An 18,028-nucleotide genomic window follows, 5' to 3' on the forward strand; every position below is an offset into this window, starting at 1 on the left:
AGAACGCCTGAAATCAGGGTAATAAATCTAGTGTCCTCAGTACTTGATAATTAAAAAATAATGCATCCCGATTATGCTTTACCCACTTCTCAAAAATGTAAAATAAAATCACCCTTATTTTCAACTCCGAGGCATGGAAATCGGTTGATTTTCCCTTGTCCGAAGATCAAGTACGGATTAAGTATGGATAGAGCATAGATAAAGCATGGATAGAGTATGCCTATGTTAAGGATTTAACAAGCAATTTTACTGCGCTTCACTACTTTTTAGTTTGTTTTTTTAATTAACATGAAGTCCTGATGTTCTAAAATGCTGACATCTTGAGATCAAAAAAAACTTCTCGAAAGTGTAAAATCAACCCCGAAAAAATTAGATAGTAATTCGGAATTCGTATCCCGATAGCTATCGGGACGTAATTCGGAATTATCTGATAAGCGACATTCCAAATCAGGACTTATTATCAAACAACAAGAGGCTTCCTTTTCGGAAGAGGTGTTTGAAACTTTTGAGCTATTTCTAACAGCGGACATAATCCCAATTACCCGACCCGGAAATCGTAAGTTTTGACAGGAATTGTTACCCGTCCTGGTATTGATCGGAAAAAGCAAAGGTCTTCCGTTTCGGTTGCTGATTCCGGAAAGTGCTTGTCATTTGGGATCCTGATCCCGTCTTTCTGCGAATCAGCCCGAAAGGGAAGACCGCTTGAAAGTGGTAATTGGGAAAGGCAGTTTTGCCTACTTTTTATGCCTTGGCAAAAAGTAGGGGAATGAGGTGTAGTGGAAAGTATTAGTGGATTTTAGGCAGAGAATCCGGATTAGTGATTGTTTTGATAATTATCTGATAAGCGACATTCCAAATTAGGACTTATTATCAAACAACAAGAGACTTCCTTTTCGGAAGAGTTATTCCGGAACTTCAGAGAGATTTTTAACAGCGGTCATCACCCCAATTACCCGACCGGGAAATCGTAAGTTTTGACTGAAATTGTTACCCGTCCTGGTATTGATCGGAAAAAGTAAAGGCCTTCCGTTTCGGTTGCTGATTCCGAAAAGTGCTTGTCATTTGGGATCCTGATCCCGTCTTTTCGTGAATTGGTCCGAAAGGGAAGACCGCTTGAATGCTGTAATTGGGACAAGGCATTTTTGCTTACTTTTTTTGCCTAGGAAAAAAGTAAGAGAATGAGGTGTAGTGGAAAGTATTGGTGGATTTTAAGCAGAGAACCCGGATTAGTGATTGTTTTGATAATTATCTGATAAGCGACATTCCAAATCAGGACTTATTATCAAACAACAAGAGGCTTCCTTTTCGGAAGAGTTATTCCGGAACTTCAGAGTGATTTTTAACAGCGGTCATCACCCCAATTACCCGACCGGGAAATCGTAAGTTTTGACTGAAATTGTTACCCGTCCTGGTATTGATCGGAAAAAGCAAAGGTCTTCCGTTTCGGTTGCTGATTCCGGAAAGTGCTTGTCATTTGGGATCCTGATCCCGTCTTTCTGCGAATCAGCCCGAAAGGGAAGACCGCTTGAATGCTGTAATTGGGAAAGGCTACCTCGTATTACGTTTCAATGAAACGATACTTCGTCTTCACCAGCCATAGCTGGCTCTTTTGCTTACTTTTTTTGCCTTGGAAAAAAGTAAGAAGAGATATAGTTTAATTGTTGAAGGGGTATTCGTAATTACCTGACAAGCGAAACATGTCCCGAAAAAGTTTCGAACGCATCGGAATGCAATTGCTTCACGGTAATATTCCAGATATAGGTTCCTTCTACCACCATTTCTCCCTGATAAGTTCCATCCCATCCGATAGTGGAATCATGAGATTCAAAAATGGTTTCTCCCCAACGGTTATAAATCAGGAATGTATAATTTTGAGGGTCAAATCCACTTGAAAACACCGGTTTGAAAGTTTGGTTGAATTCGTCACCGTCCGGAGTGAACGCATTTGGAACATAATAGATCATCTCATCCTTTACCGATAGGATTTTTGTAATGCTATCCTTACATCCTTCCTCATTGTATACAACCAGCTTAACAGAGTAAGAGCCCGGTTGTGAAGGGAAAGTAAATTCCGGAGACAGCTCCGTTGACTGCATGTCCTCAAAACCGAAGTCCCAAAGATAAGTGGTGGCATTTGAACTGGAATTCACGAAATGAACCGTAGGATCACTGATCGAAACAGTGGAAGGCGAAAAGTGAAAATCTGCTTCTATAGCCGGCTTTACCTCAATATTCTGAGTAACCGTGTTACTGCAATTGGAAGCAGTGGTTACTTTTAATGTGACGGGTTGCGTTCCGGTATTTCCAAAGATATGTTTTGGATTCTGCTCCGAAGAAATAAACCCGTCGTTGAAATCCCAGTTCCAATTCGTGATAATCTCAGGAGATGGTACCGAAGACAAAGACAAGAATGCAACGCTGTCATTCATGCAAGGTGCTGAAGAAGAGAATCCCGCTACTGGATTTAAGTTGACAATAACGTTTGTTGAAGCAGTGTTTGTACAACCACCCTCATTAACTGTTAAAGTATAAGTTCCTGCTAAAGTTGCATTTGAAGGATTTTGCAGGGTGGAGCTATAACCATTTGGTCCGACCCATGAATAGCTTACCGCTCCGGCTGAAGAAGTGGATCCATTTAGTTGAACAGCAATTCCTTCACAATATGGTCCCGTATTGGATGCGTTTGCAGAAGGGATTTGTGAAATTACAACAACAGAGGAAGGAATACTGGAACATCCGGATTCTGTAACAACAAGAGTATAAGTTCCCGCAGTAGTTGCATCAGAAGGATTTTGCAGAGTGGAGGTATAACCGGTTGGTCCCGTCCACTGATAAGTTACTGTTCCTGTAGAAGTGGTCGATCCATTGAGTTGCAAGGGCATTCCGGGACAGAACGGTGCGATATAACTGGCTTGAGCAACCGGTATGGTATTCATTACAACAGTTGTACTTGCCGGAGTACTTTGACAACCATTCGAACTGATCACGAGCTGATAAGTTCCTGCCAAAGTTGCACTGGATGGATTCTGAACCGAAGAAGTAAACGAATTAGGACCTGTCCACGAGTAAGTCACGGCGCTACTTGAAGTTGAACTAGTCAAATGAATGACATCTCCGGTACAATAGGGACCTGTGTTGGATACGCTTGCAACAGGTATCGGATTTATCGTAACGCTTGTTGTTACCGGGGCACTTTGACAACCGTTTATGGAAACAATCAATTGATAAGTATGTGTTCCGGTTTGTGGAATATCTGTCGGATCTTGTAAGGCGGAAGCGTATCCATTCGGACCTGACCAGCTAAAAGTTGGAGTTCCGGCGGATGAAGTCGTTCCATGAAGGAAAACAACTGCTCCGTTACAATATGGACCTGTGTTTGATGCAGCTGCATCCGGAATTTGAGAAACAACAGTTACAGTTGCGGGAATACTCGGGCATCCTGATTCTGTAACAATCAAAGTATAGGTACCTGCAATCGTTGCGTCGGAAGGATTTTGTTGGTTGGAAATATAGCTGTTTGGTCCTGTCCATGAATAATTGACGGTTCCGGTTGAAGTTGTGGTTCCATTCAATTGCAAGGATGTTCCATTACAGAATGGAGCGACATAACTTGCCTGGGCAACCGGTATCGGATTAATAATTACCGTTGTACTGACAGGAGTACTTTGACAGCCGTTCTCACTGATTAGAAGTTGATAGGTTCCGGCTTCCGTGGCGTCTGAAGGATTTTGGATACCGGAGGTATACCCATTCGGTCCGGTCCATGAATAAGTAACTGTTCCGGTTGAAGTGGTCGAACCATTCAAATTGATTGCATCTCCCATACAATAAGGTCCTGTATTCGATACACTTGCAACTGGAATAGGATTGATCGTGACAGTCGTTGTTGCGGGCGAACTTTGACAACCATTGATTGAAACGATTAATTGATAAGTATGCGTTCCGGTTTGTGGAATGTCCGTTGGATCTTGTAAGGTAGAAGTATATCCATTCGGACCTGACCAGCTAAAAGTGGGAGTTCCGGTAGATGAAGTCGTTCCATGAAGGAAAACGGTTGAGCCTTCACAATAGGTTCCTGTATTGGAAGCACTTGCAGTTACAACAGCAGGTTCCGTCAGTTGAACAGGTGCTAAAGTGGTTGAACAGCCTCCGACAAAACGAACACGTGGCGTATAAGTTCCTGCTGCAAGATTGCTAAATAAGTTTGCCGTCTGCCAGGTAATCCCATCCAATGAGTATTCCACGTTGGGATCCGAGGAATTAATCGTCAAAGAACCATCGCTTGCGCCGAAGCAGCTGACAGGTGTATTTGTAACTGATTGAACCGTAGGAACGGGATCAAGAGTCACGGTATGCGAAGCGGTAACAATTCCGCAGGAAGTCATTGTTGAAACAGTATAAGTTCCGGGCGTTGTGATTGAAATACCCGAAACCGTCAATCCGCCGGGTGACCATGTATTTCCGCTTGAATAACTGGATGTCAGTGTGACAATATCTCCGCTACACATGGAAGTTGGACCTGAAATGGTAACGGGAGTAGGTGCAGGAAGAATCGTAACTGAAATAGTCTGAGGTGTTCCAATCACTCCGCAAGCGTTGGTCGGGGTAACTGTTAATGTGTAAGTTCCGGAAGGAGTTGTTCCCCAGTTAACGCCAATGGTGGAAGAAGCCGTTGTGCCATTCGCAGTAGTGAAAGATGCTCCTGTTGGTAATCCGCTCCAGGTATAAGAAATTCCAGTCTCGGGTGTAACGCTGTAATTTTCACTCGCTCCAATACAAACAGATGTATTTCCTGAAATAGGGCTTGTTACCAATGAACCGTTTAATTGAGGGGCGGTCATTGTTACATTATCCAGAAACAACAATTCATCTGCACGATTGGTTGTAACACTTACCACGAAGTAAAATTGATTTACGCAAGGCGGAACCGACCAGGTATAACTATTGCTAAGGATGCTGAACTGGGCGTTGTTGTTTCCTGTTGCCAGGGTTACAGCTGCCTGAGCAACTCCGTCATGATATGCTCTGAATGTGAGATTCTCTCCGCTGTCCCATCCCGTTCCGCTACAAGCAGGATAACGGTTTCCCCAATTGAAAGTAAGACTTCGTGTACTAGCATTACTTGATGTAATGTCTAAAGCGTTAAATGTAAAAGTTCTTGCCGTATTCGGACCATTTCCCGATCCGGTAGCAAAACAATTTCCGCCTGCCGTATTTCCTCCGACAACCAAAGAAGTTGTACCGGTTACTTTATTGGGTGATTGGGTAGCTTCTGATATGGATAATGCGGAGGCTCCTGTAGAAGTGAATCCCCATGGATCTCCAGGTTCTCCGCCTTGAAAACCTACAGTGACTTGTGCCGAAAGTGTTCCGAATGAACTTAGGAAAATAAGAACAAGAAGCTGTTTTGTCAAAGTGGAAAAGTGAAAAATGGAATAAACCGAAGAACTCATAATGTGAATCGTCATTAATTTGCTGCAAAGGTACGGAGGCAATGCTCCGTCGAGATTAAATCCGTGTCAAATAAGTATTAATTTCCCATTTAATGATTTTGAAAATCAAGCACTTAAACGATTTAGTAAATAATTTGGTAAATGTTTAGTAATCTCGTCGGGGCGAATAATTATTCGCCCCGACGAGATTTTTCTTATTTTCATCCTTCCAAATACTATTCACTTCCAAATGGAACGCAAAAAAATTATTCATTTTTTACAGGAAATCGGGATTCAGGTCGTGGAGACAGAACTTCCGGATGATTGCTTTTTACCGGGCTTGTCGATTGAAAAGAATACCATTTTGATGGATTCAAAGCGCATGAAATTTCCTGGTGATTTATTACATGAAGCCGGACATTTGGCTGTAACAGAAGAAAAATTCCGACACTTGATCGGAACAGAGGAAATGGATCCTGATTGGCCTACTCCCGGAGATGAAATAGCTTCAATTCTTTGGTCGTATGCAGCTTTGAAACACATCGATATCAAACCTGAAGTCGTTTTTCATCCCTACGGATACCGGAACCAATCCGAATGGTTCATTGAGCAATTTCAAAGTGGAAATTACATTGGACTTCCCTTGCTGGAATGGATGGGATTCTGCTCCGCTTCAGAAAAAGAAGGTGTCTTACCTTTTCCGAACATGATAAAATGGTTGAGATGAGCAAACAGCAGTTAACAGCACATTTAAAATTTCCCATTCAATTTGATGAAGAAAGATTGGTACAGGATTTATCCCTTGTCATGGAAGATAAATGGATTCCGCATTTCAATACAGGCGGCTATGTGGGGAATTGGAAAGCCATTTCCTTATACGCAAAGGATGGAAACGAGCAAAATATTTTTGCACACCAACCGGATAATGCATCGATTTCCGAAACGCCCTTGATGAAGGAATGTCCTTATTTTAAGGAAGTGATCGATTATTTCAAGTTTCCCATACTTTCGGTTCGCCTGTTAAGATTGGAAGTCGGAGCGGAAATCAAACCGCACACCGATCACGAACTGGGTTATGAAGACGGCCAATTCAGGTTACACATTCCAATTGTCACAAATCCGGAGATTGAGTTTATTTTGGCTGATGAACGATTGATCATGCTTCCGGGAGAGTGCTGGTATACGAATGTGAATTTTGTTCATTCAGTTGCAAATAGGGGGACGGAGGACCGTGTTCATTTGGTGATCGATGGTGTTCGGAATGAATGGACGGATGAATTGTTTTTTGCATTGGCTCCTGAATCAAGTTTTCAATCCGTAAGGGAAGAGAATCTGTCCCGGGAAACAATTGTCCGGGTATTGGAAGAATTGAAGAACAATCCTCAGATGGTAAATCATCCCTTGGTTTCGGAATTGGAAGAAAAGCTGAAAAGCAGAAACTGAAATCAACTAATGGATGGTTACTTTTCCGGAACTAAAAATCTAATTAGTTCGAAGGATCGCTAAAGCGAACTAATTCCCAAAATTCATTAAAAAAACAATTCGTTTTTGTAACTGAATTAAGTTTGCCGTTTATATGTTGGAATAAACGGCACCATGGCAGAAAACACAATCGAAACAAAACAAAAAAAGGAACCGGAAAAGCAAGCTGAAAACGATCAAATGTCAGAGGTGTTGTGGTGGTTTTCAACGGCAATAAAAGAACTGATCCAGGATTGTACTGTTGATCGTAACAGGTATAAGATTTTGGGATCGGCCATGCTTTTCACCTGGTTATATGCTACACTTGCATGGGGTTATTTCTGGAGCACCAATTCTGATTCGCCATTCCTGTTTATTTCTCTTGGAATTTTCATGGGAGGATTTGTCCTTTCCATCGACCGGGTATTGGTTTCCTCGATCAACAAGAAAAGAACCAATATTGCGGCTATCGGGCTTCGGGTAATTATGGCTTTGTGTATCGGAGCATTTTTGGCGCAACCCATTATCTTATTCATCTTCAGCTCGGATATTGATCGGGAGGTTCCTATTTTATTGGATAAGAAATTAGCGGAGAAGAAAATCGAGGTGGAGCAAGTTTATCAGTCTAGAAAAGATGAATTGCTTGCAAATAAAAAGAAGCTGGAAGAGGAATTGAAACAAAAAAGCGACCTGGCGATCGAAAAGCAAAGCGATTATTTGAAAGAAATCGATGGAACAGGAGGCTCCGGGAAATTCGGTATTGCAGGAATTGCAAAAGCCAAGCAGAACGGATACATGATCGCGAAGAACGATCTGGATAAAATGGAAAAAGATTCCAAAACCGAAATGGAAAAGATTACCAAAGAACTGGATGAGATCAACGCAAAAGTCACTAAGAGTGTTTCAGACTTCGAAAAGACATTGGATGGCAAAGGGTTTCTGATCAAGAAAGAAGCTCTCCAGTCCTTGTTTGATAAAGACAAAACGCACGGTCTACAAAATCAATATTACTTGTTGATGGTGATTCTAACCTTGTTCGAGTTGATTCCAATTATCAGTAAGCTCTTCATGCCGGCTGGTGCATACGATACCAAAGTTGCTTTACGTGATGACTTTGAAACCAAAGTTTCAACCCTGGAATCTGAAAAAGAATTTGGAGAAAAAGAACGCGAATTGGCTTAAAATAAAATAACCGCAAAGAAGCAGAGGTGCAAAGGGAGAATCAAAAACTTTGCGTTCTTTAACTCTTTGCGGTGAAATAGAATTCTGATATAGTTCTAGTTCTCAAGGTAAAAGATTTATCAGATTGTTTTGTGAAAGTGTTGATTTCGTACTTTTATGAAAAATCAATTTTACATCATGAAACAATTCATTCTATTAGCATTGCTTTTTATCACAGGAACCGGCTTTTCACAAGTTTTGGATTCCGTTCAATATTCCATCAACGGGCAATCATACACCGCATTTTATGCCAAACCAGTTAAAATAACGAAGAAAACCAAGACTGTTCTGATTGTTCACGAATGGTGGGGATTGAATGATTATCCAAAGTCACGGGCAATCCAGATCGCCAAAGAAGGAAATATCGGTTTTTGCATTGATATGTATGGGACCGGGAAAGTTGTCGTGAACCCCAAAGATGCACAAGCTTTAGCAATGCCTTTTTACACAAATCCTGATTTTTCATATGGTAGATTTATGGCCGGATACAACCAGGCATTGAAGATTCAAGGAGTTGATTCTTCCAAAATAGTTGCCATAGGATATTGTTTTGGAGGTTCGGTGGTTTTAAACGCTGCTAAAATGGGAGCTCCCGTAGATGGAGTCGTTAGTTTTCACGGTGGGTTAGCCGGAATTCCGGTTGATAAAGACAAACTGAAAGCAGCAGTGCTGGTGTGTAACGGATTGGCAGATGCATTTGTACCTGAAGAAGATATCAAAGAGTTTAAAAAGCAAATGACGGAAGCAGGTGCCGATATGACTTTCATTAATTATCCGGATGCGACACATGCATTTACAAATCCTCGTTCAACGGAAGTTGGAAAGAAGTTTTCCATGCCTATTTCTTACAATGCGGCAGCTGATAAACAAAGTTGGATTGATTTCAATAAGTTTATGAAATCGAAAGTCAAATAGGTCTTTAAGACAAAAGACTTGATTTCTAAGAGTGATTCAAGTCTCTGGTCTTAAGTGTTCTGTCAATAAAAGCAATCCAAAACGAAGTTTTGCTCGTAACTGATCCATGAAACTGACTAAAATTATTCTTGGATTTACGATGATCTTATCACTTACCCATTGCACAACTTCAAAGGAAGGATTGTCTTATCTGGCGCTTGGGGATTCTTACACTATTGGTGAAAGTGTTGTCACAAACAGCAATTTTCCTTATCAATTAGCCGACTCCATCTGGAATGAGGGGGAAGAATACACCAGTCCCGTAATTATTGCACGTACGGGTTGGCGCACGGATCAGTTAATGGAAGCAATCGAATCTGCAAATCTGAAAAAGGAATATGATCTGGTCACCCTGTTGATTGGAGTGAATAACGAATTTCAAGGAAGATCGTTAGAAGAATATGAGCGCGATTTCATCTCACTGTGCCAGAAGTCGATTGAGTTGGCAGGCAATAAAAAGGAACGGGTGTTTGTGCTTTCAATTCCGGATTATGGATACACGCCCTATGGAAAAACGAATATGAATCGGATTTCTTCCCGGATAGATTTATTCAATGCATCCAATAAACGGATCGCAGATTCATTGCAGCTGAATTACATTGACATTACTCGGATTTCGCGCCAGGGGTTGAGTGATCCGGATCTTGTGGCGGATGACGGCTTGCATCCAAGTGCTAAGATGTATGGGCTTTGGGTGCAGGAAATCAGAAGAAAGATGCAAATGAAGGCACAAGACTAGAGATTAAAGACACAAGACTTGATCTTTTTTGTGAATTCAAGTCTTTTGTCCGAGGTCTTTTGTCTAAAGTCTTATCTTTGTTTCTATTAAAATGAAAGATAATGGCGCAAATTCCAGCAAATAATCCTGATTTGAAATCGTGGATTGAGGTTCCTTCCAATTCAGATTTCCCGATTCAAAACATTCCTTTTGGGGTAGTTAGAACTGAAAACCTGACTCCTCATGTAGCTTCAAGGATCGGAGATAAAGTGGTTGATTTGAAAACACTTCACGTGTTGGGATATTTGGAAAATTTGCCTTTTGAATTAGCTGATTTCAATACAGATTCATTGAATCCAATGATGAAAAAAGGGAAGAAGGCTGTTCGTGATTTAAGAAATCGCCTGTCTAAATTATTTGATGTCAATCAACCCGACTTACAGAAAAACGAACAACATGTTGCGCAGGTATTGATTCCAATCGAGCATGTAAAAATGTGTATGCCGGTACAAATTGGTGACTACACCGATTTTTACTCCAGCAGAGAGCATGCAACGAATGTTGGAACGATGTTCCGCGATCCTTCAAATGCTTTATTGCCGAATTGGTTGTGGTTGCCTGTTGGTTATCACGGAAGATCGAGTTCGATCATTATCTCCGGGGAGCCGGTTATCAGACCGAAAGGACAGATCAAACCAAATCCGGAAGAGCCGCCGATTTATGCTCCTTGCAGAAACCTGGATTTCGAATTGGAAACAGCTTTCATTACTTTTGAAGGGAAACCATTGGGCGAATCCATTTCTACTGCAGAGGCGGAAGATTTTATTTTTGGAATGGTTTTATTCAACGATTGGTCTGCACGCGATATCCAGACGTGGGAATATGTGCCGCTCGGACCATTTTTGGCGAAAAATTTCGCGTCTTCCATTTCCCCTTGGATTGTGACATTGGATGCACTTCAGCCATTCAAAATGGATGGACCGAAACAAGATCCGGAAGTTCTTTCCTACCTGAAATACGAAGGTCAATTATCCTATGATATTCAATTGGAAGTTTTCATCGAACCGGAAAATGGAACGGAAACGAAGATCTGTACTTCCAATTTCAAATACATGTACTGGAATATGGCGCAGCAATTGGCTCATCACACGGTAAACGGATGCAATATCCGTTGCGGTGATTTATTGGGATCGGGAACCATTTCAGGTCCGACTCCTGATTCTTACGGATCGATGCTGGAGCTTGCCTGGAAAGGAACAAAACCTTTGAAAATGAATGATGGAACAGAACGTAAGTTTATCCAGGATGGCGATACGGTAATCATGCGGGGCTTTTCATCAAAGGATGGAGTTCGAATTGGATTTGGTGAAGTTTCCGGTAAAATACTTCCTGCAAAAGGTTGATTTTAAGTAGGTGACTTTTGGTGGGAATGTTTTTCCCTTTTGAACAGGGAAATTTGGCGTCTACATTTTGCCATTAAATTTATAATTGTAGTTTTGGCGAAATTATTTAAATCAATTTTATGAAAAACGTAACCAAATTACTACTGCTATTATCCATTATTGCAATCGGATTTTCAAGCTGTTCTAAAGAAAAGAGAATCGAAAAACATTTGTATTCAAAAAGCGGAAAGTGGAATAACACACTTTACGATTACAAGTATTACTACAATGGAGTTCAGGAAAGTTCAATCGTGTATCAGAATGCAGGATACATTGAGTTTGAAAAGGATGGAAAGTTTACATGGGTTTTCACTGCGGATGGTTCTACAGATGCATCCTCAGGTACATGGTCTAATACGGAAGATAAGTTAACACTCGTTGAACCTGGAAACACCGTAATTTATACGATTCTTGAAGAATCTAAAAAGACATTGAAATTGGAGTACAGCGAAAGTAGTACTGAATTTGGTGATGAAAAAGAAACGTATACGTTGACATTCGAAAAAGAGAAGTAGAAATTGCTTCGGCAGATTCAATATAAATAAAAGCTGTTCCCGAAAGGAGCGGCTTTTTTGTTGATTAACCAGCTAATGTTAACACTTCCTAAATCCAAATGAAATTCAAGGTGAATTCCTCCTATTTTTGTATCTTAAAAGATTGATTCCGCATTGGCTATGGAACCTCAGATTGATTTAGAAAAAGAACGATTAGAAATATTAAGCGCTTTTAAAGGACTTTTGAAAGCGACCAAGAATAGAACCCGGCAGGATACTGCGTATATTCGAAAGGCTTTCGACGTAGCAGTTGAAGCCCATAAGGACATGCGTCGAAAGTCAGGTGAACCATATATCTATCATCCGATTGCCGTAGCGCGAATTTGTGCCGAAGAAATGGGATTGGGGGCAACTTCCATTGCGTGTGCACTTTTGCATGACACGGTTGAAGATACCCATATCACATTGCAGGATGTCGAAGATCTGTTTGGTGAAAAAGCAAGACGGATCATCGATGGTTTAACCAAAATTCCTGACGTTTTCGATCAGAACACTTCCATACAAGCAGAGAATTTCCGTAAAATGATCCTGACCATTTCGGATGATTTACGGGTGGTTCTGATCAAGTTGGCCGACCGTTTGCACAACATGCGCACTTTGGAGAGCATGAGCGGTGAGCAGCAGATCAAGATCGCTTCGGAAACCAAATTTTTATACGCTCCTTTGGCACATCGCCTGGGTCTTTACTCCATCAAAACGGAGTTAGAGGATTTAGCGATGAAGTATACCGAAACTGAGATTTATCGGGATATTCAGCTCAAGTTGAAATCGACGGAAGATGTCCGTAATCGCTTTATTCGCCGCTTTGTAAACCCGATTCGCGAAGCCCTGAATAAAGAAGGCTATCATTTCGATATCAAGGCACGCACCAAATCCATTTCTTCGATCTGGAGAAAAATGCAAAGCAAGGATCTGCCTTTTGAAGAGGTGTTTGACTTGTTCGCTATCCGCATTATCCTGGATACGCCAGTTGAAATGGAAAAAGCCGATTGCTGGAGGGTTTATTCGATTGTAACAGATTTTTATCAGCCAAGTCCGGATCGTTTGAGAGATTGGATTTCCACTCCCCGGGCAAATGGGTATGAATCCTTGCACACAACCGTTATGTCACCACAAGGGAAGTGGGTGGAAGTACAGATTCGTACCAAGCGGATGGATGAAATTGCAGAGAAAGGATTGGCAGCTCATTACCGGTATAAGGAAAATCAAAAAGACGATAGCAAATTTGACCGTTGGATTTCCGAGATCCGCGACTTGTTGGAGAATCCGGATGTGAATGCAATGGACTTTGTGGAAGAATTTAAGATGAACCTGTTCCACGAAGAGATTTATGTGTTTACACCGAAAGGAGATTTGCGTGTTCTTCCGGTGGGAGCTACTATTCTGGATTTTGCTTATGACATTCATAGCGATATAGGGAACAAATGTATCGGTGCAAAAGTGAATAACCGCTTGGTTCCTTTGAGTTATCAATTGCAAAATGGGGATCAACTGGAGATCATTACTTCTTCCAAGCAAAAGCCTTCAGAAGATTGGTTGAGGTTGGCTGGAACGGCAAGGGCTCGTCAGAAAATCAAATCGGCACTGAACGAAGAGCGCAAGGAAATCGCTTCCGATGGAAGAGAGATTTTGGAACGCAAGTTCAAGCAATTACATATTCGATTTAAATCTGAAAACATCACCGTGTTGGAGCGGTTTTACGGATTTTCCTCAGCAACCGATTTATATATTCGCATTGCGAAGGGAAAAGTTGATCTGTCAAAACTCCGGGAACTTGAAAATGTGAATGGATTGATCCAGTTGGAAAAGAAACCGACTGTCAACAAGGACAAACACGAATTGGATGTTTATCCTAAAATCAATAAAAAGGATGACACGATCATCATTGGGGAGGACTTCAAGAACATTCAATATCAGATGGCGCGTTGTTGCAATCCGATTCCGGGAGACCCGATTTTTGGATTCATAACCATTTCGGAAGGCATCAAGATTCATCGGAACAATTGCCCGAATGCAGAACATTTGCAATCGAAAATGGCCTATCGCTGCATCAAGGCGCGTTGGAGAAGTCAGGACTTGGTTGCTCGCGTAGCTGCTATCCGTCTGATCGGTATTGATGATGTGGGGATTGTAAATAAGATCACGGAAGTTATTTCGAAGGAATTGAATGTGAATATGAAATCCATTTCGTTTGAAGCAAATGACGGGTTGTTTGAAGGTCGGATCCATGTATTGGTTTACGATACGGAGCATTTGGATATTCTGATGCGAAAATTCGAGCAGGTGGAAGGAGTGAAGCGCGTAGAGCGTTACGATACGAAGGAGGATTGATTTGATCTCGGTTAGCGGATCAATTAGTCTAAAAAAATACAGATAGACATGTGTCTATTTGGTCAGTGGATTCGAGGGTTTTGCTTCTGGGGTATGGCTATTTGACGAGACATTTTCAGTTATCCTGTGCAAAAGCCTCATATCTCGTTGAAAACTTCTCATTAACAGCCAAACTGATCGTGCTTCAGAAGAAAAAAATCACTACTTTTGCCCTTTCAACTTTGTCAGATGCAACAACAAGATCTGCAGTTAACAGTCAGAAACATATTTTCAGCATATTTGGAGCAGAACGGGCACCGGAAAACTCCTGAGCGCTTTGCTATTTTGGCTGAAATCTATAATTATACCGGTCATTTCGATATCGAGTCCTTGTACATCAAGATGAAGAATCAAAATTACCGTGTTTCCCGGGCTACGTTGTACAATACAATCGAACTTCTGTTAGCATGTAACCTGGTTAGGAAGCATCAATTCGGGAAAAATCTGGCGCAGTTTGAAAAATCTCACGGATCAAAACAACACGACCATGTTATTATCACTGATACAGGGGAAGTAATTGAGTTTTGTGATCCAAGGGTTCAAAGTATCAAAGCAACTATCGAAGAAATCTTCGGGGTTAAAATCCAACACCATTCACTTTATTTCTACGGAGTTAGAAACGAAGAGAATGAACAAAGTAAATAATGAGTGCTAAGTTTGAAATAACGAAGTCATCGAATTTTGTATTGGTCAAAATTTCAGGAAGAATTATTTCCGACGAAGGTTTATCAGCTGCACTTGAACAAATCGAAAAATCGTTATCCGCTGATTTGAAAGCCGTCCTTTGTGATTGTTCCAAATTGGAATATTGCAATAGCACAGGCTTGAATTTCTTCGTTCGCGTGCTTACAAGATCACGAAAAGTGGGATTGGATTGCGTGTTGGTGAATTTACAACCGACGGTTAAAAAGTTGTTCGAAATATCCAAATTAAACGAAATTTTTAGCTGCTTCAATTCTACAGATGAGGTTGAAGCGAAATTTAATAAAGTCAAATGAAAGTAGATGTTCTTTTAGGATTACAATGGGGAGATGAGGGGAAAGGAAAAATTGTAGACGTTCTTACTCCACAATATGATATTATTGCGCGTTTTCAGGGAGGACCAAATGCTGGTCATACACTTGAGTTCGAAGGGATAAAACATGTCCTGCACACAATTCCTTCAGGAATTTTTCATAGTAATGTATTGAATTTGATAGGAAATGGAGTGGTGATTGATCCGGTTGTTTTTCAAAAAGAATTGGAAAAATTGGCTCCCTTCAATATCGACATCAAAAAGCGTTTGGTGGTTTCTAAAAAAGCGCATTTGATCTTGCCGACACATAAATTGTTGGACGCTGCTTCTGAGGCTTCAAAAGGGAAAAACAAGATCGGAAGTACTTTGAAAGGAATCGGTCCGACATACATGGATAAGACAGGTAGAAACGGACTTCGTGTAGGAGATATTTTCTTGCCTTCTTTCAAAGATAAATACAATGCATTGGTAGAGAAACATTTAAACATGTTGAAACACTACGAAGGTTTTGAATACGACTTGGCAGAATTGGAAGGTCCCTGGATGGAAGGTATTGAAGTCTTGAAAGGATTGACAGCTGTTGATAGCGAACAATACTTGAACGATGCAATGAAAGCCGGGAAAAAGATTTTGGCTGAAGGAGCTCAGGGAACGATGTTGGATATTGATTTTGGAACTTATCCGTATGTTACATCATCCAATACGGTTACTGCGGGAACGTGCACAGGACTCGGAATCGCGCCTTCAAAAATCGGAGATGTAATTGGAATTTTCAAAGCGTATTGTACACGAGTTGGTTCCGGACCTTTTCCAACGGAATTGGAAGATGAGGTTGGTGAGCGCATTCGTCAGGAAGGTAGAGAATTTGGTTCTACAACCGGAAGACCTCGTCGTTGCGGATGGATTGACCTTCCGGCAATGAAATACGCGATCATGATCAATGGCGTCACAGAATTAGCAATGATGAAAGCAGATGTCTTGGACAAATTCGATACGATCCGCGCTTGTACGAAATATAAAGTAGATGGAGTAGAGCAGGATTACATGCCTTATGACATTGATGGAGTGACCATTGAACCGGTTTATGAAGATATTCCCGGATGGAATAAAGATTTGACCCAATTGTCTTCTTTTGCAGAAGCTCCGCAAGAATTAAAAGATTATGTGAATTATTTGGAACAACATTTGCAAGTACCCGTAACAACGGTTTCGGTAGGACCAGATCGCAAACAAACTTTGGCAACTAGATAATTGAGGTTATTCAACACATATACTTATCGAATTGCGCTTTTTTTAAGCGCAATTTTTGTGTGTGCACAATTTTCGTATAGTCAGGGATCCTGGTTGGAATTATTGCCCGGAGCAAAGAAACTTTCATACGACGACAAAACCGGAAAACAGCGATTAACTGGTTTTCTGAATTTCAAATACCAGGGAAATGTGATGTTTTGCGATTCGGCACATTACAAGGAAAGAACGGGCGAAGTTTGGGCTTACGGAAAGGTGCAGATCAACAAAGCGGATACACTCAACTTGTTTTGTGATTCCATGTATTACAACGGAAAAACAAGATTGGCAAAATTGTGGGGGCATGTCCGGATCCGTGATAGGGAATACAAACTGACCACCGATTCATTGGATTACGATGCGAAAAGTTCGAAAGCCATTTATCGGAATAAGGGAAAGATTGAAAATATCACAACCAATGAAGTTCTAACCAGTGTTTACGGATATTTTTATCCCAATACGGAAGAAGCCTTTTTCAAGGGAAATGTGGTTTATAAGAGTGATGATCTGAGGTTGACAACCGATACGATGCATTACAATTACCTGGTTCACAAAGTGTTTTTTTACGGACCAACTGTCGGTGTTACAAAAGACTCGAAGTTTTATTGTGACAAAGGCTGGTATCATGTAGAGACAGAAGAAGGTCTGTTAACCCAAAATGCCAAGATCGAACAAGCACCAAGAATCATTACCGGAGATAGTTTGTTCTATGCTCCGAAACGGAAGTTTGCAGAAGGACGAGGAAATGTTCAGATGCTGGATACAGCTCAAAAAGTGCGATTCAATGCCGGATTTTTCACTTCGGATGGAAATACCTTGAAAGATGTCCTGACGGATTTCCCCTTGATCCGGATCATGAAATCAAAAGACACGCTCTTTTTAAGGGCGGATACCTTGGTTCATTTAAGAGATACTTTAGAGAAAACATTGCGAATCAGAGGGGGGCAGGATGTACGAATCTTTCAAAATAAAATCCAGGGAATTTCCGATTCATTGGATTATAGAAAAGCAGATGGGGTAATGGATCTGTGGGGGAATGCCCATTTTTGGAGTTACAATTCTGAATTGATCGGGGATACGATTCGCGTCTTTATAAAGAATGATACCGTGATTGAGAAAGCACATTTATTCCCACATGCTTTTTCTGCAAATGAATTGGATTCCGGAAGATACTACAATCAACTTTCCGGAAAGGAGATTTGGGCTTACTTTAAAAATAATGAATTGATCCGTTCGGATGTGAATGGTCAGGCAAAAACCATTTTTTATCCGGAAGAAGAAGAAAAAACAGATTCAGCTATTGTGGTTAAACGTCTTGGATTGAACCGGATTTATTCATCGGATTTGAAGGTGTATATGGATAGTGGAGAGGTGAAAGGAATTTCTTACATTAACCAGCCGGACGGGAAGTTTTATCCCATAGACAAAATCGATCCGGAAGAACAGTTTTTAAAGGAATTCAAATGGAATCCGATGCTTCGACCTAAAACATGGCAGGAATTGCAAGAGCCTAGAAAGATTCCCAAAGAAGTGGTCGGGGATAAAAAGGACCCAAACGGAAGGAATAAGTAATT

The 18,028-nt window shown here is 41.0% G+C and carries 13 protein-coding genes; 12 read left to right on the forward strand and 1 reads right to left on the reverse strand.

Annotated features, from left to right (window positions below):
- Positions 1-1,679: 1,679 nt before the first annotated feature.
- Complete coding sequence (locus AAG807_RS14880) at positions 1,680-5,468, reverse strand: PKD domain-containing protein (protein WP_341905556.1); 3,789 nt, start codon at positions 5,466-5,468, stop codon at positions 1,680-1,682.
- A gap of 214 nt (positions 5,469-5,682) precedes the next feature.
- On the opposite strand from AAG807_RS14880, the gene AAG807_RS14885 reads away from it, so the two are divergent.
- The 12 genes from AAG807_RS14885 (at position 5,683) to AAG807_RS14940 (ending at position 18,026) form a co-directional block, all read left to right on the forward strand.
- The gene (locus AAG807_RS14885; protein WP_341905559.1) at positions 5,683-6,159 is read left to right on the forward strand and encodes a hypothetical protein; all 477 of its coding nucleotides are present in this window, start codon (positions 5,683-5,685) and stop codon (positions 6,157-6,159) included.
- Positions 6,156-6,875, forward strand: a complete 720-nt coding sequence (locus AAG807_RS14890; protein WP_341905561.1) for an aspartyl/asparaginyl beta-hydroxylase domain-containing protein — start codon at positions 6,156-6,158, stop codon at positions 6,873-6,875. The genes AAG807_RS14885 and AAG807_RS14890 overlap by 4 nt, the downstream gene beginning before the upstream one ends.
- A gap of 153 nt (positions 6,876-7,028) precedes the next feature.
- Positions 7,029-8,075 carry a DUF4407 domain-containing protein gene (locus AAG807_RS14895; RefSeq protein WP_341905563.1) on the forward strand — a complete coding sequence of 349 codons (1,047 nt, stop codon included), beginning with the start codon at positions 7,029-7,031 and terminating at the stop codon, positions 8,073-8,075.
- 177 nt (positions 8,076-8,252) lie between these two features.
- Positions 8,253-9,029 carry a dienelactone hydrolase family protein gene (locus tag AAG807_RS14900; protein ID WP_341905566.1) on the forward strand — a complete coding sequence of 259 codons (777 nt, stop codon included), beginning with the start codon at positions 8,253-8,255 and terminating at the stop codon, positions 9,027-9,029.
- Between the two features lie 106 nt (positions 9,030-9,135).
- Complete coding sequence (locus tag AAG807_RS14905; protein WP_341905567.1) at positions 9,136-9,807, forward strand: SGNH/GDSL hydrolase family protein; 672 nt, start codon at positions 9,136-9,138, stop codon at positions 9,805-9,807.
- Positions 9,808-9,908: 101 nt separating this feature from the next.
- Positions 9,909-11,189 (forward strand): fumarylacetoacetase, encoded by a 1,281-nt coding sequence (gene fahA / locus AAG807_RS14910; RefSeq protein WP_341905570.1) that lies wholly within the window; start codon positions 9,909-9,911, stop codon positions 11,187-11,189.
- 119 nt (positions 11,190-11,308) lie between these two features.
- The gene (locus tag AAG807_RS14915) at positions 11,309-11,743 is read left to right on the forward strand and encodes a hypothetical protein (RefSeq protein ID WP_341905571.1); all 435 of its coding nucleotides are present in this window, start codon (positions 11,309-11,311) and stop codon (positions 11,741-11,743) included.
- A 159-nt stretch (positions 11,744-11,902) separates the two neighbouring features.
- Complete coding sequence (locus AAG807_RS14920) at positions 11,903-14,113, forward strand: bifunctional (p)ppGpp synthetase/guanosine-3',5'-bis(diphosphate) 3'-pyrophosphohydrolase (protein WP_341905574.1); 2,211 nt, start codon at positions 11,903-11,905, stop codon at positions 14,111-14,113.
- Positions 14,114-14,341: 228 nt separating this feature from the next.
- Positions 14,342-14,797: a transcriptional repressor gene (locus AAG807_RS14925; RefSeq protein ID WP_341905575.1), complete on the forward strand. Its 456-nt coding sequence runs from the start codon at positions 14,342-14,344 to the stop codon at positions 14,795-14,797.
- On the forward strand, positions 14,797-15,150 hold the full coding sequence (locus AAG807_RS14930; protein WP_341905577.1) for an STAS domain-containing protein: 354 nt from the start codon (positions 14,797-14,799) through the stop codon (positions 15,148-15,150). The genes AAG807_RS14925 and AAG807_RS14930 overlap by 1 nt, the downstream gene beginning before the upstream one ends.
- Positions 15,147-16,418 carry an adenylosuccinate synthase gene (locus AAG807_RS14935; RefSeq protein ID WP_341905579.1) on the forward strand — a complete coding sequence of 424 codons (1,272 nt, stop codon included), beginning with the start codon at positions 15,147-15,149 and terminating at the stop codon, positions 16,416-16,418. Before AAG807_RS14930 ends, AAG807_RS14935 begins: the two co-directional genes overlap by 4 nt.
- Before the next feature lie 57 nt (positions 16,419-16,475).
- Positions 16,476-18,026 carry an OstA-like protein gene (locus tag AAG807_RS14940; RefSeq protein WP_341905581.1) on the forward strand — a complete coding sequence of 517 codons (1,551 nt, stop codon included), beginning with the start codon at positions 16,476-16,478 and terminating at the stop codon, positions 18,024-18,026.
- The last annotated feature ends 2 nt before the right edge of the window (positions 18,027-18,028 follow it).

This window comes from Fluviicola taffensis DSM 16823 (genome assembly GCF_943372375.1).
Taxonomy (GTDB): Bacteria; Bacteroidota; Bacteroidia; order Flavobacteriales_D; family Crocinitomicaceae; genus Fluviicola; species Fluviicola taffensis_A.